This window comes from Alkalihalobacillus sp. BA299, assembly GCF_017745675.1.
Lineage (GTDB): Bacteria > Bacillota > Bacilli > Bacillales > Bacillaceae_F > Alkalihalobacterium.
Map to the genome: position 1 here is coordinate 178,729 of NZ_JAFLJM010000003.1, position 26,885 is coordinate 205,613.

Below are 26,885 nucleotides of genomic sequence, written 5' to 3' on the forward strand. Positions count from 1 at the left end.
ATTACTGTTATTTCTACAAAAAGACTTAAATCTCCTCTTTTTTACTTAGAGAAAAATGAAATTATCTAGTGCTTTTGAAATTCTTCCATTTGTTTTAAATAAAGAAGATACTTACGTAAAGGATACAATAAGATCAATGAAAAAAGAAAGTTTAAACCTAGTGTAGATAATAAACGTCGACTAAAAAACTCTTCGTGCATCATCTCAGTGATGTTAAGCATCAAGTTAATCCCATATGTGAAATATTCAACAATAAAAACAGCCACCATAGTAACTAATACGACGAGGGTATAGCTTCTTCTCACATACAGGTGTGACACCGACAGTAAATATGCTATTAATGCTAGACAAAACATATAAACACCTAGCAATTCTGTATATACAACATCATAAAGGATTCCAAAAATTAATCCATATATAATCGCATGAGTCCGCCCTAAAAAAATACCGATAATAACCATTGCAACGATAACAAACCGAGGAATGTATAGCAAGTCACTTCCATATTGCTCTGGTGCAAACACTTGAAAAAGTGACCCTTCAATCACAAAAATTAACAACATCACTAAAGGAAGAAGGATTCGATTCACAGGCCATCTCCCTCCGCTAGATCAGGCTCTAAAGTTGTACTAGAGCGTTCAATAACCATAACATAATCAAGCCCATAAAAATCAGCTGCTGGTTGTATATAAGCATTCTTTGTCAAACCGTATTCATCTGGCACGATATCTACTATTTCGCCAATAATTAATCCTCTTGGATATACCCCACCCAAACCTGATGTTGTAACCATTTGGTCAATTTCAACCTCGGCATCAATGTCAAGCTTTTTCAATAAGAGTAGTCCAGTTTCTTGATCAAAACCTTCAATAAATCCATAAACAGGTTCCTCTGCTTGAACCATCGCTGAAACCCGATTCGTTCGATCGTTATCTGTTAATAATTGAACTTTTGCTGAGAACTGACCGACTTGTTGAACTTTACCAATTAATCCCCCAGACGTAATTACGGCCATATTTCTTTCAATCCCATGTTCAGAGCCTCGGTTGATTCCGATAAATTCACTCCACCGATCCGGGTTACGATGAATAACCGTTGCTGTTCGCATTCGATAATCACTTAACGTTTCTTCGATTTCTAGCGTTGCTTTTAATGTATCATTTTCTGCCTTTAACATGTTACGTTCAACAGAAACTTGCGCGTACTCTTCTAATCTTGCTTTTAGCACTTTATTTTCGGAATAAAGTCCTTGTAATTCATTGAGATTCTCAAAGAAACCCGCTGCTAAATGAGCGGGTTTGGAAACGAGGGTTTGAACCCATCCAACAGTGTCCTTCATAAATTGCTCTGGCCAAGTTAGTCGGTCACGGTCACTCATGGAATATCCAATTAACGCAACAAGTACAATAATGCTCACCATTAAGACAATGAGCCGCTTATTTGAAAAAAATGTCATTGCCTACACCTACTTACAATTACTATTTACGACCCGAACGAACCGTAATCCCTGCCTTCGAGCGGAATAAATGAAGATTTTCTAAAGCACGACCTGTACCAAGCGCAACACAATCAAGAGGATCTTCTGCCACAATAACTGGCATATTCGTTTCGTCACTAAGTACACGGTCTAAGTTACGCAGAAGCGCACCTCCACCCGTTAGCACGATACCACGATCCATAATGTCAGCTGCTAATTCAGGTGGCGACTTTTCTAACGTATTTTTCACAGCATCAACAATCGAAACAACGGTATCATTTAATGCATCTGAAATTTCTACAGCTGTTACTGTAATCGTCTTCGGTAAGCCTGTTACAAGATCACGACCACGAATGTCCATATCTTCCACACCCTCTGGAGACCCTGCAGAACCGATTTCTAGCTTTAATGCTTCTGCTGTTCGCTCACCGATCATTAAATTATACGTCTTTTTAATGTATTGAATGATTGCATCATCCATTTCATCCCCAGCAACCCGGATCGACTGACTTGTTACGATACCACCTAAAGAAATAATCGCAACTTCTGTCGTTCCACCACCGATATCAACGACCATGCTCCCCGTCGGCTCCCATACTGGTAAATCTGCACCAATTGCTGCTGCAAATGGCTCCTCAATCGTGTATGCTTCACGAGCACCTGCTTGTTTTGTCGCATCTTCTACTGCGCGTTTTTCAACAGCCGTAATACCAGATGGTACACAAACCATGACATTTGGTTTTCTTGTAAAAATCGAACGCTGCCTAAGAGCTTGTCGAATAAAATGTTTAAGCATTGTTGCAGTCGTATCGAAATCGGCAATAACACCGTCTTTCATAGGACGAACGGCAACGATATTCCCTGGAGTACGTCCGATCATATTTTTTGCGTCATTACCTACTGCTTCAATCGAACCTGTATCTGTTCGCAAGGCAACTACCGATGGTTCACGAACAATAACGCCTTTACCCTTTACATATACGAGAGTATTAGCTGTACCTAAATCAATTCCTAAATCTTTTGAAAAACCACCAAACATCTATGTATCTCCCTTCATGAAACCCAAAACTCATAAAGTTTATTATACTTAATATCCTTGCAAATGAATAGTCCTCAAAGTACCCATGCGATAATTTTACATGTTTATTTTTTAAAGTGAAATAATGAATTACAAAAAATATAAGTAAGAGAAAAAGGAGCCCCGTCTAAGAAGTTAGATAGCCCTTCTCCTTTAAACTTATATACGTTCGATCACCGATTATGACATGGTCTAACAGCTCAATGCCAAGAATTTTCCCACACTCACCTAATCGCTTCGTCACTTCTATATCTTCTCTACTTGGAGTTGGATCGCCACTAGGATGATTATGTAGACATATAAAGGAAGCAGCCGATCGACGCAGTGCTTCTTTGAACACTTCCCTTGGGTGCACGATGCTTGCATTTAAACTACCGATAAAAATCGTTTCCCGGTGAAGGACGTGGTTTTTGGTGTTCAGATATAAACATACGAAATGCTCTTGAGTTAATGAGCGCATGTCTTCCATTACGTACCGAGACACATCTTCTGGTGATCGTATCACATACCGTTCTTCAAGTTTTAGGCTGCTGATTCTCCTACCTAGCTCAAGGACAGCACAAACTTCTACCGCTTTCGCTTCACCAATCCCCTTTATTTCCTGTAACTCTTCGACAGTCGCTTCTTTTAGCATCGTTAAACCATCAAACTTCTGTAAAACACGGTGTGCCAACTGTAAAACCGACTCTTCCTTTGAACCCGTTCGTAAAATAATAGCAAGAAGTTCTTGGTTCGACAAAAACTTAGCCCCCTCAGCAAGGAGCCTTTCACGGGGACGTTCATGATACGGTACATCACGAATCAGAAAGGACTGCTTGGTCAAATTAACATCCTCACCTTTCTAGCGTTTGCTATTTTTCTTCATTTCATCCAATTGATTCGGGATTTTCAAACTATAAATTGGGGGTAATTCCGAAGTGGTTCAGCTCTCTTACTGTCATTGATAGTGGTAATCCGACAACAGAAAAATAATCACCTTCGATATGTGCCACTAGTGTTGCACCAAAACCTTGGATACCATAAGCCCCTGCCTTATCAAATGGTTCATTCGTATCCAAATACCGCTCGATTTCTTCATTTGTTAGTTCCCAAAATTGCACACGGGTTTCAACAAAAAACGTTTTTTTTAGTCGATCACTTAAGATAGATACACCTGTTAGGACAGAATGCTTCTTTCCAGATAATGCACGAAGCATACCTCTAGCATGTTCACGGTCATTTGGTTTCCCGAGTACTTGACCAGCTAATACGACAATCGTGTCAGCACCTAACACAACCGCATCTTTATTCACTTCAAATACGGCAGCTGCCTTTTGTAAAGCTAATGATTGAACTAAATCTTCTGGGGATAATGCAGGATCGATGGTCTCATCAACATCACTTGTTTGTGCGGTAAACGATATTTTTGCTTGCTCTAATAACTCTTTTCTGCGCGGGGAACCTGAGGCTAAAATAAATGGTTTCATGAAGGGCACATCCTTTACAATATTCATTATAGGTAGTTCAAATAAGATAATATTTTCTATCTTCTGAACTCATACTTATGTATGTCTATTGTACAAGGATTAGTTAAATCATACCAAATGATACTGTTAAATTTAAAGATATATTATCAAAACTTAACAGTATCTAAACAATTGTTTTTTGCTCCCTCACTCACTTACCCTTCTATCAATTAAAAAGAACTCACCTAAAGATGAGTCCTTCGTCACCACGAGTTATTTTAGAGCATGGATTAACGCTTCATACGATAGTAGTGCTTCTAACAAATGTTGTTGAATGCCCCAAAGTCTGATTTCCTGTTGTTTACCTTTATACCCTTCGATTTCTGATGCTGCTTTCGCCATACTTGAAATAAATTGTTTAGCATGTCCTTGTGCACCTTCTGGTAGCTCAGCAATGATAGTCGTTCCTTGCTTATTCCATTCCTGATAGTGCCCTAAAAACTTTTCAATATTTTCTAAAGCCACACTTTGTCCCGCCAGACCAGCAACCGAAAAGCGAGCTAATTCGTTAAACATTGCCCCTCCTTGAGTGAAATACTGTTTAACTGCTTCACTATCGACTGAATGAAGAGACCCATTAACAGCAAATGGCTTAACGTACGTTTCTTGACCCTGTTGTTGATACAATTGACTAATACGGCCCGCTTCATCTTTTTGGAGACCAAGTCCAATAAACATATACATAGGATCACTATCTGTTTTTAATACGGCAGCTTGTCCTCTTTGCTTAATTAAGGAGACGATTTCATTTCCTTTTTCACTAGTTGAAAAAGCACCACCTTGAACGATTTCTACGGATAGATCTGGTAAAGTTATTTCTCCCGCTTGTCCATTTGTAGCAGTCTCTATCACTTCACTTTGTGGCATAAGAGAAGCGGTATTTCCATCTGCTTCTCCCGTAAAAGCAGTCAAGACCATGAACCCAAACCCTACACCGACGATTATCGCTGATACACCAGCTAAAATGAGTGAAATAGGCAATCCAGATAGTGATTTTTTCAAACGCTCTGCCGTCTTTTTTTTTCGTTTGACTGGAGGTAGCTTCGGACTCCACTCTCTATTCCCATCATCCCAATAAGGTTCCTTCCGTATCTCTCTTTCTTCTTTCAACTTATTAAAATCAATAATATTGTTAGCAAAATAATCATGCTGGCCTAATGAAGTACCTTCCAGCGCTTGATGAATAGGTGGTACTTGTGAATTTTTTAACTCTTGTTCCTCTTTTGGCTCTTTTAACTTAGTATGTTCTGTTTCTTCTGTTTTTTCTCTTATTACTTGTAAGTCCTTTTCTTTTCTCACTTTCTCTATCTCATGAAACGAATGTTCTTTTCCGTTCAACTTCACCGAAATTCGCGGCTTATCTTGCTCCACCATCACTCGCTCCTCTCCTACTTCTGATTTACTTAATTCTATTCTATTAATACAAATTAGTAGATAGAACTAAAAGTAAAAATTTAATAGAGAAATTGGAAATCGAAAGAACACACATTGCCAAAAAAGTCTACAGTTTTCCCCCTATAAAAAAGAACAAGACATAAATGTAGGTCTTGTTCAACGTCATTAGCCGAGGTTATTATAAATTGAAAACATCGGTAAAATAGCTGCAAGAACGATCGTACCAACAATGACCCCAAGTATAACAATCATTAAAGGCTCGATAATGGCACTCATCCGCGAAGCCATTTGTTCAACATCCTCTTCATAAAAATCAGCAATCTTAACTAGCATCGTATCTAATTGTCCTGTTTCTTCACCGACTTTAATCATATGACTTACAATATTCGGAAAAACCCAACTTCTTGCTAACGGTTCTGATAAACTTTCCCCAGCCCGTAGTGATTCCTTTGATTCCTCAAGAACTTTAGCAACAACATCATTATTTGCTATTTCAGAGCTCATCGTCAAAGTCTGTAAAACAGGGACAGAGCTGGAGAACAAAGAAGCCATCGTTCGTGTTACACGAGCGATAATTGTTTTTTGAATCAGAACACCAAATACTGGTGTTCTTAATTTTACATAATCTAGCATAAAATGGCCTTTTGGATTTTTGTAGACTGCAATAAATACGAGAATAATCAATACGACAAATAACAATGCTAAATACCATTGATAAATAAGAAAATCAGAAACACTCATAACAATTTGAGTGGGAACAGGTATCTCCCCTCCCATGCTTGTCAAATTGTTTAAAAGACTCGGCAAAACATACGTTAATAAAATGATTACTACGACAACGGCAATAACCGATACCGCAATCGGGTACATCATTGCTGATTTCACTTTCTCTTTTACTCGATGTTCTTTTTCATAAAATATTGCTAATCGTTCCAACACATTTTCTAAATCTCCACTCATTTCTCCAGCACGTACCATATTAACGAAAACCTTATCAAAAATTTTTGGAAACGCTGAACATACTTCTGAAAACGGAATACCAGAGCGAAGACCATAATAAACATCCTCAAGCATTTTTCGAAACGTTTTAGAAGAAACTTGCTCAGATAATAATCGAATCGATTCTGTTATTGGTGTTCCTGCTTTTAGGAGTGTTGCTAGCTGACGACAGAAAATAACGAAATCTCGGTTTTTAACAGGCTTGCCAAATACGATGTTTAATTCTTTATTAAGAATACTTTCCTTACGTTCTGAAAGCTCTGCTATATAAAGACCTCGGCCCTTTAATTCTTTCACAGCTGCATCATGATTGGCTGCATTTAGTTTTCCCTTCACTTCTTTTCCCGTTTGTGAGTCGATTGCTTTATAAAGAAAGAGCATGTTTTTCTCCCTTTTTAACACTATTTTTACTCATGTTTATCCCATCCTGGCACAAACTCATCGGCAACAGAACGAGTGACAAGCCCTTGTTTAACAAGATCCATAACCGCCATATTAATCGTTTGCATTCCACTATTTCTACTCGTTTCTAATATCGTTAAAATTTGGTGTATCTTATCAGAGCGAATTAAGTTGGCAATTGCAGGATTACTGACTAAAATTTCTAATGCGGCTGTACGACCTAGTTCATCAGCTGTTGGCAGAAGTCGTTGAGAAATGACGCCTAATAAAGTACTCGCTAATTGCATGCGAATTTGTTGGTGCTGTTCTCCTGGAAACATATCAATAATACGGTGAACCGTTTGTGATGCTGTTGTCGTATGAAGTGTACCGAGAACGAGATGGCCTGTTTCAGCTGCAGTAATTGCCGTTTGGATTGTATCTAAATCACGCATCTCACCAACAAGTATTACGTCTGGGTCTTGGCGAAGAGCGGCACGTAAACCGATAGAAAACGACTGACTGTCTTGTCCGATTTCTCTCTGATTAACAATACTTTTCTTGTGATGGTGTAGGTATTCGATTGGGTCTTCTAATGTTAAAATGTGCTTACTCATATTGTCATTAATATGATCAATGATTGCAGCAAGTGTTGTTGATTTACCACTTCCTGTTGGACCAGTTACTAGTAGTAGGCCTTGGGTCTGTCTCGCAAAATATTTAACGACATCTGGTAGATTTAATTCCCCGATTGTTGGAATTTTACTATTAATCACACGGCAGACAATACCAATTGCTCCCATTTGCTTAAAAAGATTAACTCGAAAACGACACGCATCTTCAAGTGCGTAGGAAAAATCCAATTCTCCATATTGTTCAAAGGACTCAAATTGATGAGGTTCCGTAATTTGCCTGGCTAGATCTCGCGTCATTTCTTTTGTTAGTAATTGTGAGCCCACTTTTTTTAGCTTACCGTTAATTCGAACAATTGGAGTTGTGTTAACCGTAATGTGTAAGTCTGAAGCCCCGTTCTGAAAGGCAAAATATAAAAGTTTGTTCATATCCACAACTGATCACCTACTCTCCAATGGTTACTCTATAAACTTCATCCAATGTTGTAAGTCCTTTAGCTGCTTTTTCTAATCCATCTTCAAATATCGCTATAAATCCTTTTTGTTCCACGTATTGACGGTACTCGGCATCTGATGCTTTTTTTGTAATCATTTCACGTAGGTAATCATCGATAAGCAATGTTTCATGAATGGCAAGCCGACCTTTATACCCCGTACTACTACAATTTGCACAGCCTTTTCCTTTTACTAATTTATTTGTTTCAATTCCTCTTGAAGCAAATAAATGTCTTTCTTCAGCTGTTAACTCGTAAGCCGTCGCACATGAAGGACAAACCCTACGAACGAGCCGTTGTGCAACGACACCCGAAAGTGCTGAAGAGACGAGGAAGGATTCTATTCCCATATCGATCAAACGACTTACTGCACTAACTGCATCGTTTGTATGCAAAGTCGTTAAGACTAAATGTCCTGTCATTGCCGATCGCAATGCAATTTCAGCTGTTTCTGAATCGCGAACTTCCCCGACCATGATGATATCGGGATCTTGTCTAAGAAAAGAGCGAAGTACAGTAGCAAACGTCATCCCGATATTGGAGTTCACTTGGACTTGGTTGATCCCCTTTAATTGATACTCAACTGGGTCTTCAACCGTAATAATGTTGACATCTTCTGAATTTAAGTTAGATAATGCTGAATACAACGTTGTTGACTTTCCGCTTCCAGTTGGTCCTGTGACGAGAATAATTCCGTAGGCTTGGTTAATCATTTTCCGGAAATTCGCTTCGTTCGTTTCTGAAAAACCTAAACGATCAATTCCTAATAACACATTCCCTGTATCTAAAAGACGCATAACAATTTTTTCTCCGTAAATCGTTGGTAAACACGAGACACGCAATTCAATTTTGCGAAGCTCGATATCCATCTTAAAGCGTCCATCTTGTGGTAAGCGTTTTTCGGCAATGTTTAACTCTGATAAAATTTTCACCCTCGTAACGAGGACATTATGCATGTTTTTCGGAATCGTGCGCTCTGGGCGAAGAACTCCATCAACCCGAAAACGAATAACCGTTTCTGTATCTAATGGATCGATGTGAATATCACTAGCACCAACTTGTACTGCTTGATAAATTAACTGATTAATCATTTTTGCAACCGGTGATTCGTCCGATTGCTGAGCTTCTAATAGTAACTCGTCATCATCATTCGTATTAATATCTCGTAACATTTGGTCTATTGATTTTTGCATCCCGTAGTAACGATTAATCGCTAAACGAAGCTCTTCTTTTTTTGCAATGGCAGGTTCAATTTCAAACCCCGTACTTAAACGAATGTCATCAATCGCAAAATAATCGAGAGGGTCCGCCATCGCAATCATTAACCGATCTCCGGTTCTTTTAATAGGGAGAAGTTGATAGCGTCGGGCTAATTCTTCATTAATAATCCCAATTATTTTCGGGTCTATTTTTTGTTTATATAAGTTAATATGAGGTATCCCTAACTGAAACTCCAATACCTCGATTATTTGTTGTTCATCGACAAAGTTCATTTGAACGAGCTGGTCACCTAAACGATTTTTCGTCGACTTCTGTTCATGAAGTGCTTCCCTTAATTGCTCTTCTGTAATGACCCCTGCTTCAACAAGCAAGTCTCCTAATCGTCTCCGTTTTTGTAAAGCCATGATCCTAGCTCCTTTTCTATATAACTAGCTATAATCGTTGAGAAGTCAAGTAATTCGCTAATGTTTCTCACTTGGATTGGTTTCAAAAGGTGATTGTGTATCACTACTACCTTCTACATCATGATTAAGCTTGCTTGGTTCAAAATCATAGTCTAATTTAAATTTTTCACCTGATTTTATAAACTTAGAAAAGTCCTCACAGTAAAAAGCACGAATAGTTACAGACCCTTGTAATCTTTCTGTCTCCTGACCTAACGAATAATGATAGGTTTGGACATGTATAGCTCTCTTAAGCTTTACAATCTCCTCTACAAAAGAATGAACATCCTCTTCTTTTCCGTTTATATTAATATTCATTTCCACATAAGAAACCAGCGCATGCATATCGGTAATTTGAGCTTCAAGCAAGTGATATAAATCATCTGTTAAAATATGCTTCCACGATTGCTCTTGACCTTCATTTGGATGGATACTGAATGAGATACTATCCATTACCGCTCCGGTTTCTAGCTCGGTTCTTTCTAAATCTGCAATAATTTGTTCAACATTTGGGCGCATCGGCACACGATCGAGTAATGTTTTTTTCTCAATTGGAGTTAACGCTTGCTGTATTAGCTTATCGTTCTCTGTTTGATAATGAGCAATATTAGCATGAATTCGTTCTAATTCTTTTTGATGACTACGTTCTTCTGCCTGTAAAGGACGGACTAGAAATAAATAAACAGCAACTAATGCTAAAAATAAGATAAGAGGTCCATATAAAAGCAATTTTTTGTTCATATTCAACCATTCACTCATGAGCCCTCACCTACTAACGTATTAAGCTTTAAGGCAAATTGAGCTTGATACAGGAAATCTTGTCCAGATGTCGAGATTGATCGTACTTCTGCGCTTGCAACCCAATCTATATTTAATAGCCGATTTAAATAAACCGCCGCATCTCCTTTCGAATAGAACGTAATTTGCATCGAAAGATCACCATTATTTATATACGAATAGTTCGTAACCACTGCTTTTTCTGGTAACAGCATATACACTCTTTTTTTTAAATCCATCGTATCTTTATAAATGTTATCTAAAAATACATTCATCGTTTTGTATTGATCGACATAGTTATATTCCGTTAGTCCAGTTGTTCTCGATAGAAACTCTTGTTGAACCGTGTGAAGTACCTCTGTCTGTGTTGCGACTTGCTCTTCTAACGATTGAACGGAGCTCTTTGTATCGAAATACGTATACGTCAGAAAACTTACGGTAGCAATGACTGTGAAAACCCCTGCTACAGGAATAATAGGAATACGCCCTTCTTTTGCTTTCGCACGTTGAGGTAACAAATCAATGCTAATGTTCACGGTTATCGCTCCAATCCTTATGCAACGGTAAAGTTAATACTATTTCTTTTTCTTCTTTTTCTTTTCCTTGCCTCTCATTGCTAGTCCAATAGCAACACTACAACTATTCAGTAAATGGTGCTGCATAAACCCGCCATCAATAATCGAGCTATAGTCGATTTGTACTATTTCATTTGGAAGCCGCTCAACGAACATGGGAAAAATAAGAGACGTACTTTCTCCCGTAACAATAATTCGATCAAATTCACTATCACGTTCTCCTAAAGAATACCGATAAAAGTTCTGTGCCTTTTGGATTTCATTTAGTAGGTCATCAAGGTATGTAGCTTCATTAAACCTTGATGTTACTTCATTTGTAGCCGCAACTTCTTGAATAGTAAAATTATCGTTATCAAAGTTGAGAACATCCTCCGCTGTATTTAAATTACCATCATATTCATGTCGATTAATTTCCATCGTACGAGAGAAAACAATGAGTTCATTTTTAAAAATATGAATATCTACAGATTCCTTTGAAACATCGACAATCATTTCTGTTCCTTTTAACCAATTTGGATGAGTATAGAGTAATAATCGTTGCAGAGCAATCGCCCTTAATTCTGCTGTTAACGGTTTTAATCCTGCTTCTACACAACTTTCAAGGAGACCTTCTGAGATATGACGCGACGTTGCAAAGAACAAAAGCTCACTTCGTGGTCCTTGAAGCTCTATTTCAACACTTTCCGTTAAATCTTCAAGAGAGAAATCATCTTCACTTGCAGCTACCTTTTTGACTGTTTGGATAGATCCAATTTTCACAAAATCATAAATAGGGTCTTCAAATGGAAGGTGAATCGTTTCTCCAATTTGAAATTGTAGCAATTTCGCTAACTCAGGTTCACCTACATCAGGAAGCGAGCTAATTTTTCGGATTAATGAATGCTGCGTCGGAATTGCTAAATGAGCATGTTTTGAGATATTCTTATGCTGTTGTAGAATGGTCCGAAGCGACGTAACTAACAAATCCGGTTTATGAACTCGTCCACCTGCAATCACCGTATCCGCCAATGTCGTTTCATAGATTTCTTGCAGAATGGGTACTTCGTTGTCCAATTTTATCGTCGCAACCGTCACTTTTCTCTCACGAAAATCGATGCCTGAGTAATTATGGTTGAAAAACATGAATTCACCTCAGAGTAATAGATATCATTATTTTCTATTTGTTTCCATATTCGTAATCGCGGGATCTATTTTACTTCCCCAATTATAATCATCACTTGTAATAGGTGGGGTTTCATGAGGTAGACTAGGAATGTACTCACCTGCACCACCATCATCTTTAAATCCTCCATTGTCATCTATCGATAAAGTAGCAGCATTGCCTTTAAGAGTAAATACTTCAGCTATAATTCCACCACCTAAATGATATGTGCATTGTCCACTAATTTCGACCTCTAATGCTATCAATACACCACTAATCGTAACATTACCATTACCACAACCAGTTATGTTAACCTTATTCGCATACGTTAAGTACCCTTCAGGTATGGCTATGGTAACCGCATTTCCACTCGCATTTATTTCGTCATAATACCTTACTTTATTAATATCATGAATAGGGACCCCGTTCCAGTTATCAATCGCTTGTAATGGATCTAATCCATAATAATTAATAAAATTTTGAATCGTTGATCCCGTTGAAGAAATAATATTTTTCCAAGCTGTTTGATTTCGGTGTACATCTTCACTATTAATATATATAATCCTGTCACCGGGATTACCTGGAAACACAGGAGGTTGAGGCGATCCCACATGTCCTGGTGGAGGCGGCGGTATTTGGATGAATTCATCTTGGTCAGGAACTCTTACGGTCAATTCTAGTGACCTTTCAAATTGGCCATCTGGGAATAGTGCCACTAAGTTATAATAATATTGATTAAATCCCTCAATATTATTAGGTTCATACGTAATTATTACTTGAATTTTTTGACCTGCAATTTCATAGGTTACGTCTAGTGGCTGTCCTGTTTCAATATAATAATACGGACCACTTTTTATAATTGGAATTTCATTTCCTTCTTCATCTAATACTGGGTACAAAATATTTTCACCATCATGATACATTAGTACACCATCTTCTATCGTAAATGCCGCCATTTCATGTAACAGTAAATCTAAAGCAGCTTCTAGCTTATAAAATTCCACCTGCTCTTCTATTGCCTTCACATTATTTTTCTTGCCATAAAAAGTCGTGTTTAACAATCCTGCTCCTACGATTGAAACAAAGACGATGATAAATAATGTTAATAATAGTGCTGCACCCTTCTCATTTTTTAAGGCAAAATTAACATTCACTCCTATCACCTCATTTTAAATAACGTGAATGTGCATCATAATAAACCGTCGTTTGTACTTGAAATGACCGATCTCGACTTTTCAATAATAATGTTACATTATATTTTTTCGGATTTTCGATCGGTTCTGGTGTAACTGTAAAAAATTCAACATGACGAGTTAGTTCATGGTCACCATCTTTTAAATAGACCACATTCGACAAATCATCATACCGAATAAAAAGATCATTGCCTTTACTTAATTCCCAGCTCCCTGAAGAAAAGTAAAATTCAGCCCCGTCTCTCATTTTTTCACTCATATATTGAGTAATAAATCTCGCTTCATGCTGTAATTCATTGTCAATAGTCGTTTCATGATGGACTTTTAAGGTGCTATTTACTAATAAAAAAACGGGTACAGAAATCACAGTCATAATGGTTATCGTTACAAGCAACTCTACTAAAGTTATCCCACGTTGGTTTCTCATTACTGCTTTTTCACCACCGTTACGAACTCTACTTCCTTGGGATTAGGTTTCGTTGATTCCACAATCACTTTTATTTCGTAAAAGCTTTTTTCCAATTCTTTGTTCCGTACTAAATCACTAGTTACGTTAGTTATATTACTGAATACAAGCTTATATAAAATATCTGTATCTGTTAATATTGGTTCCATCCTATTATTTGGATCAATTTCTGAACAGCCTAATTCCGTCGTACAAGTTCCGTAAATCGTTACACCTTCTAGACCTTCAGGGTAAGTAATGATTCTCGCTTCTTCAATCACTTCTTGGGCATAATATATAATTTGCGTTTCCTTTCCTTGAGAAACGGTATTCGTAAAAGCATCTGTCATCAAGGTGAGAAAAGGAATAACTATAATTCCTAAAAGGACAATGGTTACGAGTAACTCTATTAATGTAACTCCTTTTTGATTTTTCATAATCTCACACCTTACCATAATAAACTCATATACCAATTCCATATCTTCTGACCGAATAAATAGGCAGCTACTGTTCCAATAAAGATAAACGGTCCAAAAGCAATCGGTTGTTTTCGCTTAACGATGCCGCACACCAATAGAAATCCACCGATAACCGCACCGACAAATGATGCTAACACAAGACTCATAACGGTCATCTGTGGCCCTAATGCGACACCAATTGCTGCATAGAGCTTTACATCACCACCACCCATACCGCCTCTACTGACGATAGCAACGAGTAGTAACAATGCAAAACCAACAACACCACCAAGTAAATAGTACCAGAAAGGCTCTGTTCCAATAAATAGGCGAGTAATGATTAATAATCCAAGCATTGGAAACGTAACCACATCTAAAATGAGTTGCTTCCGAATGTCTGTTAATATAGAAATAACGAGTAAAATAGTTAGAATAAGTGCTGGAATTAACTCGTGTTGTAACCCTACAAATTTATAAACGACAAAAATGGATGTAGCTGTTAACAGCTCACCAAACAGATACAATGGAGTAATCTTGGATTGACAATAACGACATTTCCCTTTTAAAAACAAATAACTAAATACAGGGACTAAATCAAACACCGATAATTTGTGCTTACAATGAGGACAATGAGAAGGAGGGAAGGCTATAGATTGTTGATTTAATAAACGGATCGCTACGACGTTGAAGAAGCTGCCGAATAGTAGTCCGAGTAGTATGATGTAAATGTCGAATAGAAGCAATATAATCTCCCCATTCTCATATTAATTTCATAAAAAGCTGCCACTATCAAAATGTAGCGACAGCTAATATTAATTTTATTACTTGCTTATTTGACAACTTACATCTTCTCTAGTGTCTCCTGTACAAGTAATTCCATCTGGAAGCTCTACATAATCTTCGTCTACCAGATCATCTACGCCAGTTACAGTTATTCCGTCAAGTTCAGCTCTTTGCCAAGCATCCTTAACAATTGCTACAGTTTGTGCTACAGAATTTGTTTCTGCATCATTGACATTGCTAGAAATCATCGGAATTGCTATCGCTGCGATAATCCCTAAAATCACAATAACTACAAGTAACTCAATGAGTGTTAAACCGCGTTGATTTTTAAGACGTTTTTGAATAAGTGCTTTCATGGAAAGTCTCCCCTTTTCCTCATCGTTTTTTGAAAAAATATCTTCAGAGCTACATCAGCTCTCAAAGCCTCTCAACAGTTTATTAGATTTCATCTAAACGTGGGTGTATGCTGCATTTCACTATTTTTCAACTTTTTTTGTCAAAAAGCGACATTTTCAAAGCAAAAAAAAACTTTTACTCGACCACCTCCATAGATTGTCGTATGTAAAAGTCGGTTGCACCACTAGCTCCGTACGACTTAGGTGCCCACATACAAGTCGTAATTCATTGCCCCTTTTATTTTCAAACTTGAACGTTACTTTATTTATTTTAATGACCTTGAATCTATTATAACAAGACATGATACTTAGGTCATTACTATTACGGAATTCCCTTTTATTTACTAGTCTGTTTGTTGTAGCCTATAGTATAATTATAACAAAAAGCACCTATATTTTATTAAGAATTTAAAAAGTTTTTGTTAAAATCACATCTAAAGTCACAATTCTATAAAAAATGCACGGATATCAATAGACTAATCTGTTATTTCTGTTTATCTTGTTAACGTATCCTCTAAAGCTACTACTTTTTTATTCAATTCGTTTCCATCTCCATACACTGCTACTCGATTCCTACCTTTCTGTTTTGCTCCTGTATACATGGCGCGGTCTGCTTGTCTCACAAGTGAAACGGGGTTTGATTCTCCATCGTCACTTGTTGCCACACCTATACTTGCAGTAAGGTGGATTGAAATCTTCTCTCCTTCGTTGAGATCGTTATGGATTCGGAATAAGTTGTCTGCGATTTGTATACGTAGTGTTTCTGCTTTCATATAAGCAACCAGATCGTTTGTGTCTTTTAATAAGATGACAAATTCTTCGCCACCATAGCGTGCAACAATACCTTCTTCGCCTATATTGTCTTCCATTAATCTCGCCATTTGGCAGAGTACATCGTTTCCTGCTTGATGACCGTACGTGTCGTTAACAGGTTTAAAATGATCAATATCAAGTAGGATCACCGAGAGCTTTTCTTTCTGAATGATGCTTCGTTCATATTCTTCAATTAATGTTCTTTCAAACGAGCGATAATTGTAGAGGTCGGTTAACGGACAACGCTCACTTTCTTTTTTTGTTGTCTCGTAATGACGGGCGTTATCGATCGCCACACCAAGGAAATTAGCAAGAATTTCGATTAAGGTTACATCTTGTTTATTATAGGAATTTTTCTCATCAACGGCAATCGTAATTATACCTTTTAATTCACGGTGTTGAATAATCGGAACAATCATGACTGAATGGGCACCTTTTAGCCATAGTCGCTCTGGGGCTGGCCATTGGCTACGGTTTTGAAAGACGATTACTTTTTTCTTACGATAAACCTTTTCAGTTACTGAATCGACTGTTTTTCCGATTGAAAATATATTATTTGGCTTCTCTTGATAGCCTTCAAGTAGTTTTAGCTTTCCTTCTTCAACAGTATATACATAAATATAATTACTTTGAAATAATGCTTTTATTTTATCAATAAACAAGTGAGCTGTTTCTTTTACTTCCCACGTACTACTTAACTCGATGCCAAGTTCGTTAACTTTCTTGAGTTGTTCATTCATCTGTTCACTTCGTCGGTAGACTTTTAGCATGATAGAAATTCCGATAAATGCAATAGCTATCATTCCAGATGCAGTAAAGCCAATTTCTCGATAAAGCATAACTAGAATTATACTCATTGGCAATACGAGGGCTGCTGTTGCAAGCTCCCAGATCGTCCCTTTATCAATAAATTTCGTTTTGACTTTCACGAGTTGATTTCGAATGAGATAGATTAAGACATGATTTACAAATAAAAAAGTACAAACGTAAGCAGCTAATGGCATAAATAGTTCTAAAGCTACCGGTAGCGGAAGAGCGACCATAAAGAAATATATTCCTGCTGAAGAAAGCGATGTAATGAAAAACATAATTGAATTCAGAGGCAGTCGATACAAGCTCTCTCGATTAATTTTCATAATAACAAGTGAAACGAGAAGAGCAAACTGTGTAACCATCATTTCTATGAGAAGACCATATAAAAGAAAGCTAGCTAGTGAAAGCCATTGGAATAAGACAAACGAATAGCCTTTATAATGGATAGGAAACAATGCAGCAATGCCTGCTAAAATGAACAGAGAAAGTAAGTCCATTTCATTTCCAGCAATTTGAGGGAAAGCATATTGTTTAAATGCGGCAAAAAAGAAAACTGTAAATATAATCCAAATGACCCACAATGAAACTTTTACCGATTTCGTCAAAGCACTCTCCCTCCACTATAATCATTACTTTTCTCTGAAATTTCATTCTCTAATTATTATATTACTACAATAGTGAGAAAATTCCTACTTTAAAGGCCGTAAAAATGTAATTAATAGTTATATTTTACTATAAATTTACTTTTTTACATTTATTCAATTTGCAAGACATAAGCTCTTACTTGTGCGATAAAATAAAGGGAACCTGTTATTAAGAATAAATCGTCTTCACTTAAGGCTGAGAGTTTATTTTTGATTTCACTCCTCCAGTCACCCGTTAATTTTTTATTTGTAAAACTAGACTGTTCATATAAATCAATTGCTCGTGCCGCTCTCGAAAAGTCAAAACTAGTAAAACTAATTTCATGAACGACATCATATAAAGGCGTGAGCATTGACTCTATCTCTTTTTCCTTTGTTGCAGCAAACAATACTGAAATCTTTTTTTCTGTAAATTGTTTTTGTAAAATATTTGCTAATGCTTTGATCCCTTCATTGTTATGAGCTCCGTCTATATAAACAAGTGGACTTTCGCTTAGCTTTTCAAAGCGCCCAATCCAAGCTGCGTGCTTCAGTGCTTGACGGATCTCTTCCTCAGTGATGATAAGTGCTTGGTACGTTTTTAAGTAGTCAATAACCATTAAAGCAAGTGACGCATTTTTCAGTTGATGTTCTCCAAGCATCGAAATTTCTAGGTTCCCTAATTTACAAAATGGGGATATGAAGGAAAACATCTGTAGGCCAGCTTCAGTCGATTTACATGTTTCAATTGAAAAGTTTTCCTTATAAGCATACAGTTTTGCTTTATTTTGTTCTGTTTTTTTTTCAAATAGCGCTAGCAGCCTCTCATCTTCTTCCGTTGTTATGAGCGGCACCCCAGGTTTAATGATTCCAGCTTTTTCTAAAGCAATCTCTTCTTTCGTCTTACCTAGTAGTTGTGTATGGTCCATGCCAATATTAGTGATGACCGTCAATAATGGCAAAGAAACGTTGGTAGCATCTAGCCGTCCTCCCATACCTGTTTCCACGAGGACGAAATCAACTGGTTGAACGTTTGCAAAATAGTAAAACATCATAGCTGTCAAACATTCAAATTCGGTAAGTACTACTTGTTCGCGCTTTTCAAACCTCTTTCGGAAAGGGGTTAACTGCTGAAAAACGCCGGTGAACTCGTCTTTGGTAATCGGTTGCTTATTCTTTGAAATTTGCTCTTCATAACTTAATACCGCTGGCGTTGTAAACGTACCTACTTGATAATTTGCCCCCATTAACATTTCTCTGATGAAGTTTAAAGTTGAACCTTTACCGTTTGTACCAGCGATATGTATTATTTTTAATTTATGATGCGGGTTCCCGATTTCAGTTAAAAACCCTTTCATATTTTCTAAACCTAGCTGAATGACATTTCGACTTTGTATAAATTGAACAATTTCTTCAAATGACTGTTCCATATTAAATCTCTCTCCTATTTTTACATGATCAATTGTTTGGTAAAATTATGATAATGTTACTATAACGAAAACAGAGAATCGGAACAACTACAAAGGGAGTCAGTTTATGTTAGAAAAAAGAACTTTTCCAGCAGTTAACGATGAAGTGATAGCTAGTGCATTGACTATTCACTCTCGATATGAGAATAAATTAATGGATCATAACTATCAGGGCTCACGCTTTGCGCTTCAACCACTTTCATATAAAAAAGGGAGCGGTAAGGTGTTAATTTATGCTCCTTATGCTGTTGACCATACTGTTAATGAGGTGGTCCAGAACAGTTATTTAATCGGAAGTGTTGTTCACGCCATTACGAACTGTCATTTTTATTTTCGGAAACGGGCGAGTAAAAACCACTCAGAGAAATGGTTGAATAATCATGTTAACCAGCTAGTCGAAACCGAACAGCTACAAACAATCATTGAAATCGGAAAGCCTTTAGAACCTGCACAACAACGATTGGCGATTACAATTAAGGGAAATCAATCTAGTAATCTGTCTATCTATCAGAAATTAATTCGATCCATTTGGGAGCAAAATGACTTTGACCTTCACACAGAAATTCACAATACAGAACTTGTCAACGTGCAAAAGTTTATGAAAATCACTGTCCATCTCCCAAACAGCTTCAATCAAGATACAAACGATAATGGGTCGGTACATAAACTATTGACTGCATTCATAGCAATGACTTTCGCCTGTCAACAAAGTGATGTTTTTTCAAATAAACCGATGAAGACAGTGAAATTGTCTACTAATACTCGTCTGACCGGAATTTTCCCACATAACCGTGTTGATCTTCATCCAAAACTAATAGAGGTACTTGGGGTAGTAGAAAATGAATATATTAGTCTTTGGAATCCTAAAAACGGGAGGTCTAGACGTTGTATTGTGAAAGCGAACAGTCGATTTACCCAGTTGCATAACATTCAAATTGGTCTTTCTACGAAACAAAAATTAGAGATTACGAACGGCGAAGCGAACACTCTACTTATTCAAAAATACCCATGTACTTCTTTTCGTAAAATAGGACTTATGAATGTTAATTCAATTAAAGAAGGGAACATTATCGTCTCAAAAGACATCTACGACTCTTTCGATCATCATTGTTCGATGTTTGAATTGGTCAATACCGTTACAGGTGCTTCATTTGATATCCAGCGATCGAATATCACATCCAATCCAAACCTCGATGATGGAACGGTACGCTTGAACTTTCTCCAAAGACAATTTATAGATTATGAACTACCACCTGATATTTTATCGGATTATTATTACGAACGTTTCTATAACGATTCAAAAGCGGATGACAAAATTCATTACGTATTAAAGCATTACGAAAACGGTAATGCGGTTCCTTTCTTTCCGTATATTGAGAGACAAGCTTTAATAGCTGCATTACAACAAGTCGGGTACACAGATGCTAAGCTATATCCTTTGTATGATTACTCGGTAAAAAGGGAGAAACATTCTTTGATTAAAAGAACGAAGAACTGGATCGCAGAAAAAATGATTCGGCAAGCAACGTTGCAGTTAAAAGTAATCCGCCCTTATTCAACAGATGAAGCTAGCAATATCGTCAGGATGTCATCTCATTCGTTAAAACTATTAGGGCTAGAAGAAACAGATACGATCGTATTAAAAAATCGAGCGACAGAAGTAAAAGTTCGTGTGCTAGCAATGGATTCGGTTGATTTAGCTCGTGAAACGAATATCATTCCGTCTGAAAGTTCATTGAATATATCAATTGGTATACCTGCACCGATCCGTAGTGAACTCGGATTAAAAAACGTCGGTAAGGTCATTGAAGTACAGCGATGTTTACCCTACTTATTTCGTAAGAATTTAAACTTACAATTTTTCTCGATTATTGCAGCTGTATTAACTACGATGTCCACTGGACTTTCCATCGGTTATATGATAATGATACTATGTATTTTAATCCCTATATCTATTTACATTTCATTTTCGAAAGTAAGAGAGAGTATCTCAAATGAATAATATTGGAGAATACAACATGCAAAAACCAACAATAAAGGATATATTGACCCTTAATGAACGTTTTTATCATCAAGATATGAGTAGCGATAACCATTTCTTATTTTTACCAGGGAATGGGCACACTCTCATATCCGCACCACATAGTGTTCCTCAGTTACGAGAAGGTAAAGAAAAAAGAGCCGAATATTTGACGGGTGTCCTCACCCACTTTCTCCACGAAAGAACAGGCTGTTACGGAGCATATAAGACGAAAAACAATCAAGATGATGCAAACTATGATAAAGTAAACCCATATAAAGACATGCTTGTGGAAAAGGTAAAACACCATCACATTCAATATGTGTTGGACTTACATATTATGTCCGATCAGCGCCCCCATTCGATCGATATTGGTACGGGACGTGGTCGAAATATTCAGCAACAGCTGGAATTAAGTGAAAGAATCCAAGCGATTTTTCTCAACCATCAATTCGAAAATGTACTAATTGACCACATCTTTACGGCTGGATTTGCCCATACTGTATCTTCTACAGTTTCAAGAGAGTGCGGTATCATAGCATTTCAACTAGAAATCAATTGGCGTTTCTTACAATCAGAAACGGATGCAACTGACTTTAATCGTATTTTAGATGCACTTACAGAAATCGTTCACTATTTAAATGAAAGAGGAGCGGCATGAAAAAACTAACAGGTTGGATTATTTATAATGGAAGCTTGAAAGCAGAAAAATTTTTGGATTATGCCAAATGGGTACAAGCAGCTGCACATAGAAAAGGTATCGAAACGATCCTTATAAAAAACAGTGAATTAGTGGTTACGATTGAAAGTGGCCAATCCATAATTAAAGGGCCTTACGAAGGGAAATATCCTGATTTTGTCATTTTTGCTGATAAAGATATTAGGCTTGCACAGCAGCTTGAAACACTACAAATCCCACTATTTAACTCGGCACAATCGATTGAAAATTGTGATGATAAAACACTCATGTATCAAGTGTTAGCAGATAACCAGTTACCGATCCCGAAAACGATTATAGCACCAATGCGTTTTTTTTCAGTAGAAGCAGTCGATGCTATGTATTACAAACAGATTGCAGATGAGCTCGGTTATCCATTTGTTATGAAAGAGGCATTTGGATCGTTTGGACAACAAGTATATTTAATCGACTCATTTGACACTTTTTTTGAGAAAGTAATAAAAGTAGGCACGACCCCATTTGTCATTCAAGAATTAATTCATACGAGTTATGGGAAAGACATTCGATTAAACGTTGTCGGTGATCGCGTTGTTGCCGCAATGCTTAGGGAATCAACAGCTGATTTTCGAGCCAATGTTAGTGCAGGAGCTACGATGAAGCCTTATGAGCCGACACCTGAAGAGGTTCAGTTAGCAGTCACATGCTCTAAAGTGGTTGGAACCGACTTTGCTGGCGTCGATTTATTATTCGGTGAAAATGGACAACGTTATGTGTGTGAAGTGAACTCCAACGCGCATATTCGTAATATTTTTGAATGTACTGGCATTAATGTTGCTGATTCAATGATCAATTATATTGTAGAAATACTTAAAAGGTGAGTGTGTACATGAATGGGTGGTTAATTTACCCCAAAAACGAAGCAATTAGAAATAAAGCGTATATTAACTGGATACAAGCAGAAGGCAAAAAACTAAACCTTTCGATTAAGCTATTATTACGGGAGTATTTTCAGATCGGAATTACCGAATCGGAATTATCAGTGATGTATGAAAATAAAAAAGTTACTCTCCCTGATTTTGCAATCGCTCGTATCATGGATCCTTTTTTTAGTAAACAACTTGAAAGTTTAGGCATTCGAGTATTTAATTCAGCCATTGTCTCTGAGATTTGTAACCATAAAGCAAAAACCCATCAATACATAGCATCGGCTTCTATTCCGACAGTTGATACGGTTTTTTTAAACGATTTTTCAGGCGAGTTGTCTATGATCCCATTTCCTTTCCCTTTTATCATTAAAGATGCAAAAGGACGCGGTGGTAAACAAGTTTTTTTCATTTCAGATAAAGAAGAGTATTTTCAAAACGTGAATACATTTATAGCCAGGGATGTCATTGTCCAACGTCCAGCTGGAACGATAGGAAAGGATTTACGTGTATTTGTAATTGGAAAAGAAATCATTGCAGCCGTGTTACGAAGCTCGACGACTGATTTTAAAGCGAACTTCACACTCGGAGGTTCGGCACAATTGTATCCATTATCTGAAGTTGAACAAGCAATGATTTATAAAATCATTCATTTGTTTGACTTTGATTTTGTCGGAATCGATTTTTTATTCGATGAGGTAGGAAATCTTTTATTTAATGAAATTGAAGATGTTGTTGGCAGCCGTACATTAAGCTCTACGTCTGACATTAATATTGTGGAGCTGTATTTACAGCATATTAAAGCAAAATTAAATAAAGGCTGATTCTTTAGGTCAAACCACTAGATCGAAGTACTTCTAATTGAAACACGTTGATCTAGAGCTGAACCTAATTAGAATCAGCCTTTTCGATTACCCTTTTAGCTCAGCAATTCTCGCTTGGACTGCTTCGCGCTTTTCGATATAATCTTTTTCTTTCGCTTTTTCTTCTTCGATGACTTTTTCAGGTGCTTTCGCAATAAAGCCTTGATTACTTAATTTCTTCTGAACACGCTCGACTTCTTTATCTAACTTTTCAAGTTCTTTTTCTAAGCGAGCAATTTCCGCATCAAGGTCTAGTAAGCCTGCTAAAGGTAAGAATAATTCTACTCCAGTTAACACATTAGACATTGACTTTTCAGGTGTTGGTAAGTCTGTTCCAAGCTTTAACTCACTTGGGTTACAGAACTTTTCGATGTACTGAAGACCACGGTTTAATTGACCAAGAACTTGTTCATCTTTTGCTTTAATGTGTAGTTCAATTTGCTTACTCATTGGTACATTCAGTTCAGAACGTGTGTTACGTACAGAACGAATAATATCTTTTAATAAGTTAAAATCTACTACAGCATTGGCAAATATTAAGTCGCCTTGTTTTTCAGGCCAAGCAGCAACCGTTATCGATTCGCCTTTATGCGGCAAATGTTGCCATATTTCCTCGGTAATAAACGGCATTAACGGGTGCAATAAACGAAGCGTTTGATCTAAAACATATGCTAGTACGGAACGAGTAGTTTGCTTCGCTTCTTCATTCTCCCCATACAACGGCAGCTTAGCCATTTCAATGTACCAGTCACAGAAATCGTCCCAAATGAAATTATAAAGAACGCGGCCTACTTCACCGAATTCATACGCTTCGGTTAATCGGGTAACAGACTCAATGGTTTCTTGAAGTCGAGTTAAGATCCATTGATCGGCAATTGATTTTTCTCCCGATAGATCGATTTCTTCATATTTCAAGCCGTTCATATTCATTAATGCAAACCGAGAAGCGTTCCAAATTTTATTCGCAAAGTTCCACGTCGATTCAACCTTTTCCCAATAGAAACGTAAATCGTTTCCTGGGGAACTTCCTGTTGCTAGGAAAAAGCGAAGTGCATCTGCACCATATTTGTCGATTACGTCCATCGGATCAACGCCGTTTCCTAGTGATTTACTCATCTTACGCCCTTGCGAATCGCGGACCAAACCGTGAATAAGAACATCTTTAAACGGACGCTTATCTGTAAATTCAAGACCTTGGAAGATCATTCTTGCAACCCAGAAATAGATGATATCATAACCTGTTACAAGTACATCTGTTGAATAATAACGTTTGAAATCGGCGCTTTCAATATTTGGCCAGCCCATCGTTGAAAATGGCCATAATGCTGATGAGAACCATGTATCTAATACATCATTGTCTTGCTCCCAGTTTTCAATATCTTTCGGTGCTTCATGAGCAACAAACACTTCACCAGTTTGTTTATGGTACCATGCTGGAATGCGATGCCCCCACCATAACTGGCGTGAAATACACCAATCACGAATGTTCTCGATCCAATGGAGATAAGTTTTTTCAAAACGTTCTGGAACAAAGTTCACTTTGCCATCGGACTTTTGTAATTCAATAGCTGCTTTTGCTAGTGGCTCCATTTTGACAAACCATTGTGTAGAAAGATAAGGTTCAACGACAGCCCCACTACGCTCTGAATGACCAACAGAATGAGTATGCTCCTCAATCTTAAAGAGAACGCCCATGTCTTGTAAATCTTTAACGATTTGTTTACGGCATTCGAAGCGATCCATCCCTTGATACTTATCTGCATTTTCATTCATTTTTCCGTCTTCTGACATCACTAAAACGCGTTCTAAATTATGACGGTTGCCAATTTCAAAGTCATTTGGGTCATGAGCAGGTGTAATTTTAACCGCACCTGAACCAAATTCCATGTCGACATAGTCATCGCCAACAATTTCAATTTCGCGCCCAACGATAGGGAGCTTTACTTTTTTACCGATTAAGTGCTTGTACCGATCATCTTCGGGATGAACAGCAACTGCAGTATCTCCTAGCATCGTTTCAGGTCGAGTCGTCGCCACTTCAATATATCCACTCCCATCAACGAGTGGATATTTCATATGATAAAACGCACCTTGCACATCTTTATAAATAACTTCGATATCAGATAAAGCGGTTTTCGTTTGCGGATCCCAGTTAATAATGTATTCCCCGCGATAAATTAACCCTTTTTCGTAAAGACGAACGAAGACTTCACGAACCGCTTTTGACAATCCTTCATCTAACGTAAAACGCTCACGTGAATAATCGAGCGCTAATCCAAGCTTTGCCCATTGCTCACGTATGTGTGAGGCATACTCTTCTTTCCACTCCCACGATTTTTCAAGAAATTTCTCTCGCCCTAAATCATAGCGGCTAAGTCCTTCCTCACGTAGCTTTCCTTCAACTTTTGCTTGAGTCGCAATCCCAGCGTGATCCATTCCTGGCAGCCATAATGCATCATAACCTTGCATTCGCTTTGTACGAATTAAAATATCTTGTAAAGTTGTATCCCATGCATGACCTAAGTGGAGCTTACCCGTTACGTTTGGTGGTGGAATCACAATCGTATAAGGCTTCTTCCCTTCTTTACCAGTTGCTTCAAAAAACTTTCCATTGACCCAAAACGGGTACCACTTCGCTTCTGTATCCTGTGGACTATACTTTGTTGGCATTGTCATTTCTTGATTTCCCATCACTTGACCTCCTTATGTATTGAAAAGAACTCGACTTATTGCTAAGTCCAGATATCACTGAGACCTTTGTTTTTTTTGAAAATTATAGATTAAAGAGGATATAAATATTGATAACTAAACAAAGGCAACTACAAACATCAAAAAACCCCCTCCACCCAAAGGACGAAGAGAGTTGTATTCGCGGTACCACCTTTGTTTGCAAGCTAAAAAAAGCTTACACACTTCATTCAGATAACGGTCCTACCGACTCTATCTACTAATAGCTGAATAAAAAAATTACGCATCCATATTTACAATAAATTGATTGTAAACAATATTTGGGCAACCGTAAAATTTATATTCAGACAAGTTCAAAAGAGCTGCTCGAGGGTGACGTTCAATTCATACATCCTGAAAAATCTCACAGCTACTGATTTTTCTCTCTGAAGGGTTTTGAATTTACTCTTCCCTGTCTAAGCATTTATGTATAAGGCAGTTCAAAAGTTTGTTTTTTTGTCCTCCTTTTGAACATGAAATTATTGTTAGTCTGCATATTATTCTACCTTTTCCGGTAGTTTTTCGTCAATAAAAGCATCGCCTTTTTTTTCATTTTTTATGCA

At 37.4% G+C, this 26,885-nt stretch carries 24 protein-coding genes, 1 riboswitch and 1 other annotated feature; of the genes, 4 read left to right on the forward strand and 20 right to left on the reverse strand.

The features are described from left to right. Window positions 1-65 precede the first annotated feature (65 nt). The 19 genes from mreD to J0N78_RS05340 form a co-directional block, all read right to left on the reverse strand. Window positions 66-590, reverse strand: a complete 525-nt coding sequence (gene mreD / locus J0N78_RS05250; protein WP_209121973.1) for a rod shape-determining protein MreD — start codon at window positions 588-590, stop codon at window positions 66-68. After that, the gene (mreC, locus tag J0N78_RS05255; RefSeq protein ID WP_209121974.1) at window positions 587-1,456 is read right to left on the reverse strand and encodes a rod shape-determining protein MreC; all 870 of its coding nucleotides are present in this window, start codon (window positions 1,454-1,456) and stop codon (window positions 587-589) included. The genes mreD and mreC overlap by 4 nt, the downstream gene beginning before the upstream one ends. A 22-nt stretch (window positions 1,457-1,478) precedes the next feature. Next, window positions 1,479-2,516, reverse strand: coding sequence for a rod shape-determining protein (locus J0N78_RS05260; RefSeq protein ID WP_209121975.1), 1,038 nt, complete (start codon window positions 2,514-2,516; stop codon window positions 1,479-1,481). Between the two features lie 166 nt (window positions 2,517-2,682). Continuing rightward, window positions 2,683-3,360: a RadC family protein gene (radC, locus tag J0N78_RS05265; protein ID WP_374193879.1), complete on the reverse strand. Its 678-nt coding sequence runs from the start codon at window positions 3,358-3,360 to the stop codon at window positions 2,683-2,685. Between the two features lie 88 nt (window positions 3,361-3,448). Then, window positions 3,449-4,021 carry a Maf family protein gene (locus J0N78_RS05270; protein WP_209121977.1) on the reverse strand — a complete coding sequence of 191 codons (573 nt, stop codon included), beginning with the start codon at window positions 4,019-4,021 and terminating at the stop codon, window positions 3,449-3,451. A gap of 252 nt (window positions 4,022-4,273) precedes the next feature. Beyond that, window positions 4,274-5,437, reverse strand: coding sequence for a hypothetical protein (locus tag J0N78_RS05275; protein WP_209121978.1), 1,164 nt, complete (start codon window positions 5,435-5,437; stop codon window positions 4,274-4,276). A gap of 183 nt (window positions 5,438-5,620) precedes the next feature. Next, window positions 5,621-6,835 carry a type II secretion system F family protein gene (locus J0N78_RS05280; protein WP_209121979.1) on the reverse strand — a complete coding sequence of 405 codons (1,215 nt, stop codon included), beginning with the start codon at window positions 6,833-6,835 and terminating at the stop codon, window positions 5,621-5,623. A gap of 26 nt (window positions 6,836-6,861) precedes the next feature. Beyond that, complete coding sequence (locus tag J0N78_RS05285) at window positions 6,862-7,896, reverse strand: type IV pilus twitching motility protein PilT (RefSeq protein ID WP_209122136.1); 1,035 nt, start codon at window positions 7,894-7,896, stop codon at window positions 6,862-6,864. A 16-nt stretch (window positions 7,897-7,912) separates the two neighbouring features. Then, window positions 7,913-9,586 (reverse strand): GspE/PulE family protein, encoded by a 1,674-nt coding sequence (locus tag J0N78_RS05290; protein WP_209121980.1) that lies wholly within the window; start codon window positions 9,584-9,586, stop codon window positions 7,913-7,915. 57 nt (window positions 9,587-9,643) lie between these two features. After that, window positions 9,644-10,384, reverse strand: coding sequence for a hypothetical protein (locus J0N78_RS05295; RefSeq protein WP_209121981.1), 741 nt, complete (start codon window positions 10,382-10,384; stop codon window positions 9,644-9,646). After that, entirely contained in the window at window positions 10,381-10,938 is a 558-nt protein-coding gene (locus J0N78_RS05300) for a hypothetical protein (RefSeq protein WP_209121982.1), read from the reverse strand. The genes J0N78_RS05295 and J0N78_RS05300 overlap by 4 nt, the downstream gene beginning before the upstream one ends. Before the next feature lie 39 nt (window positions 10,939-10,977). Further along, the gene (gene pilM, locus J0N78_RS05305) at window positions 10,978-12,099 is read right to left on the reverse strand and encodes a type IV pilus biogenesis protein PilM (RefSeq protein WP_209121983.1); all 1,122 of its coding nucleotides are present in this window, start codon (window positions 12,097-12,099) and stop codon (window positions 10,978-10,980) included. Between the two features lie 27 nt (window positions 12,100-12,126). Further along, window positions 12,127-13,272 carry a hypothetical protein gene (locus J0N78_RS05310; RefSeq protein ID WP_209121984.1) on the reverse strand — a complete coding sequence of 382 codons (1,146 nt, stop codon included), beginning with the start codon at window positions 13,270-13,272 and terminating at the stop codon, window positions 12,127-12,129. A 10-nt stretch (window positions 13,273-13,282) separates the two neighbouring features. After that, window positions 13,283-13,738, reverse strand: coding sequence for a PilW family protein (locus tag J0N78_RS05315; RefSeq protein WP_209121985.1), 456 nt, complete (start codon window positions 13,736-13,738; stop codon window positions 13,283-13,285). After that, window positions 13,738-14,193, reverse strand: a complete 456-nt coding sequence (locus J0N78_RS05320; protein WP_209121986.1) for a type IV pilus modification PilV family protein — start codon at window positions 14,191-14,193, stop codon at window positions 13,738-13,740. The genes J0N78_RS05315 and J0N78_RS05320 overlap by 1 nt, the downstream gene beginning before the upstream one ends. Before the next feature lie 11 nt (window positions 14,194-14,204). Further along, complete coding sequence (locus tag J0N78_RS05325) at window positions 14,205-14,957, reverse strand: prepilin peptidase (RefSeq protein ID WP_209121987.1); 753 nt, start codon at window positions 14,955-14,957, stop codon at window positions 14,205-14,207. A 78-nt stretch (window positions 14,958-15,035) separates the two neighbouring features. Further along, window positions 15,036-15,353: a prepilin-type N-terminal cleavage/methylation domain-containing protein gene (locus J0N78_RS25710; RefSeq protein WP_247747146.1), complete on the reverse strand. Its 318-nt coding sequence runs from the start codon at window positions 15,351-15,353 to the stop codon at window positions 15,036-15,038. A gap of 201 nt (window positions 15,354-15,554) precedes the next feature. Further along, a riboswitch (cyclic di-GMP riboswitch) is annotated at window positions 15,555-15,638 on the reverse strand. Window positions 15,639-15,886: 248 nt separating this feature from the next. Continuing rightward, window positions 15,887-17,623 (reverse strand): sensor domain-containing diguanylate cyclase, encoded by a 1,737-nt coding sequence (locus tag J0N78_RS05335; protein ID WP_209121988.1) that lies wholly within the window; start codon window positions 17,621-17,623, stop codon window positions 15,887-15,889. Window positions 17,624-17,772: 149 nt separating this feature from the next. Then, window positions 17,773-19,071 (reverse strand): bifunctional folylpolyglutamate synthase/dihydrofolate synthase, encoded by a 1,299-nt coding sequence (locus J0N78_RS05340; protein WP_209121989.1) that lies wholly within the window; start codon window positions 19,069-19,071, stop codon window positions 17,773-17,775. Between the two features lie 106 nt (window positions 19,072-19,177). On the opposite strand from J0N78_RS05340, the gene J0N78_RS05345 reads away from it, so the two are divergent. The 4 genes from J0N78_RS05345 to J0N78_RS05360 are packed head-to-tail and all read left to right on the forward strand — an operon-like array spanning window position 19,178 to window position 23,556. After that, on the forward strand, window positions 19,178-21,112 hold the full coding sequence (locus J0N78_RS05345; RefSeq protein WP_209121990.1) for a hypothetical protein: 1,935 nt from the start codon (window positions 19,178-19,180) through the stop codon (window positions 21,110-21,112). Between the two features lie 16 nt (window positions 21,113-21,128). Further along, window positions 21,129-21,791, forward strand: a complete 663-nt coding sequence (locus J0N78_RS05350) for a hypothetical protein (protein WP_209121991.1) — start codon at window positions 21,129-21,131, stop codon at window positions 21,789-21,791. Next, window positions 21,788-22,687 carry an ATP-grasp domain-containing protein gene (locus tag J0N78_RS05355; RefSeq protein WP_209121992.1) on the forward strand — a complete coding sequence of 300 codons (900 nt, stop codon included), beginning with the start codon at window positions 21,788-21,790 and terminating at the stop codon, window positions 22,685-22,687. Before J0N78_RS05350 ends, J0N78_RS05355 begins: the two co-directional genes overlap by 4 nt. Window positions 22,688-22,695: 8 nt before the next feature. Beyond that, window positions 22,696-23,556, forward strand: a complete 861-nt coding sequence (locus J0N78_RS05360; RefSeq protein ID WP_209121993.1) for an ATP-grasp domain-containing protein — start codon at window positions 22,696-22,698, stop codon at window positions 23,554-23,556. Window positions 23,557-23,643: 87 nt separating this feature from the next. Here J0N78_RS05360 and J0N78_RS05365 read toward each other — a convergent pair whose 3' ends face one another. Next, window positions 23,644-26,286, reverse strand: coding sequence for a valine--tRNA ligase (locus J0N78_RS05365; RefSeq protein ID WP_209121994.1), 2,643 nt, complete (start codon window positions 26,284-26,286; stop codon window positions 23,644-23,646). A gap of 155 nt (window positions 26,287-26,441) precedes the next feature. Next, window positions 26,442-26,750 (reverse strand) — a binding site (T-box leader). Window positions 26,751-26,885: the final 135 nt, after the last annotated feature.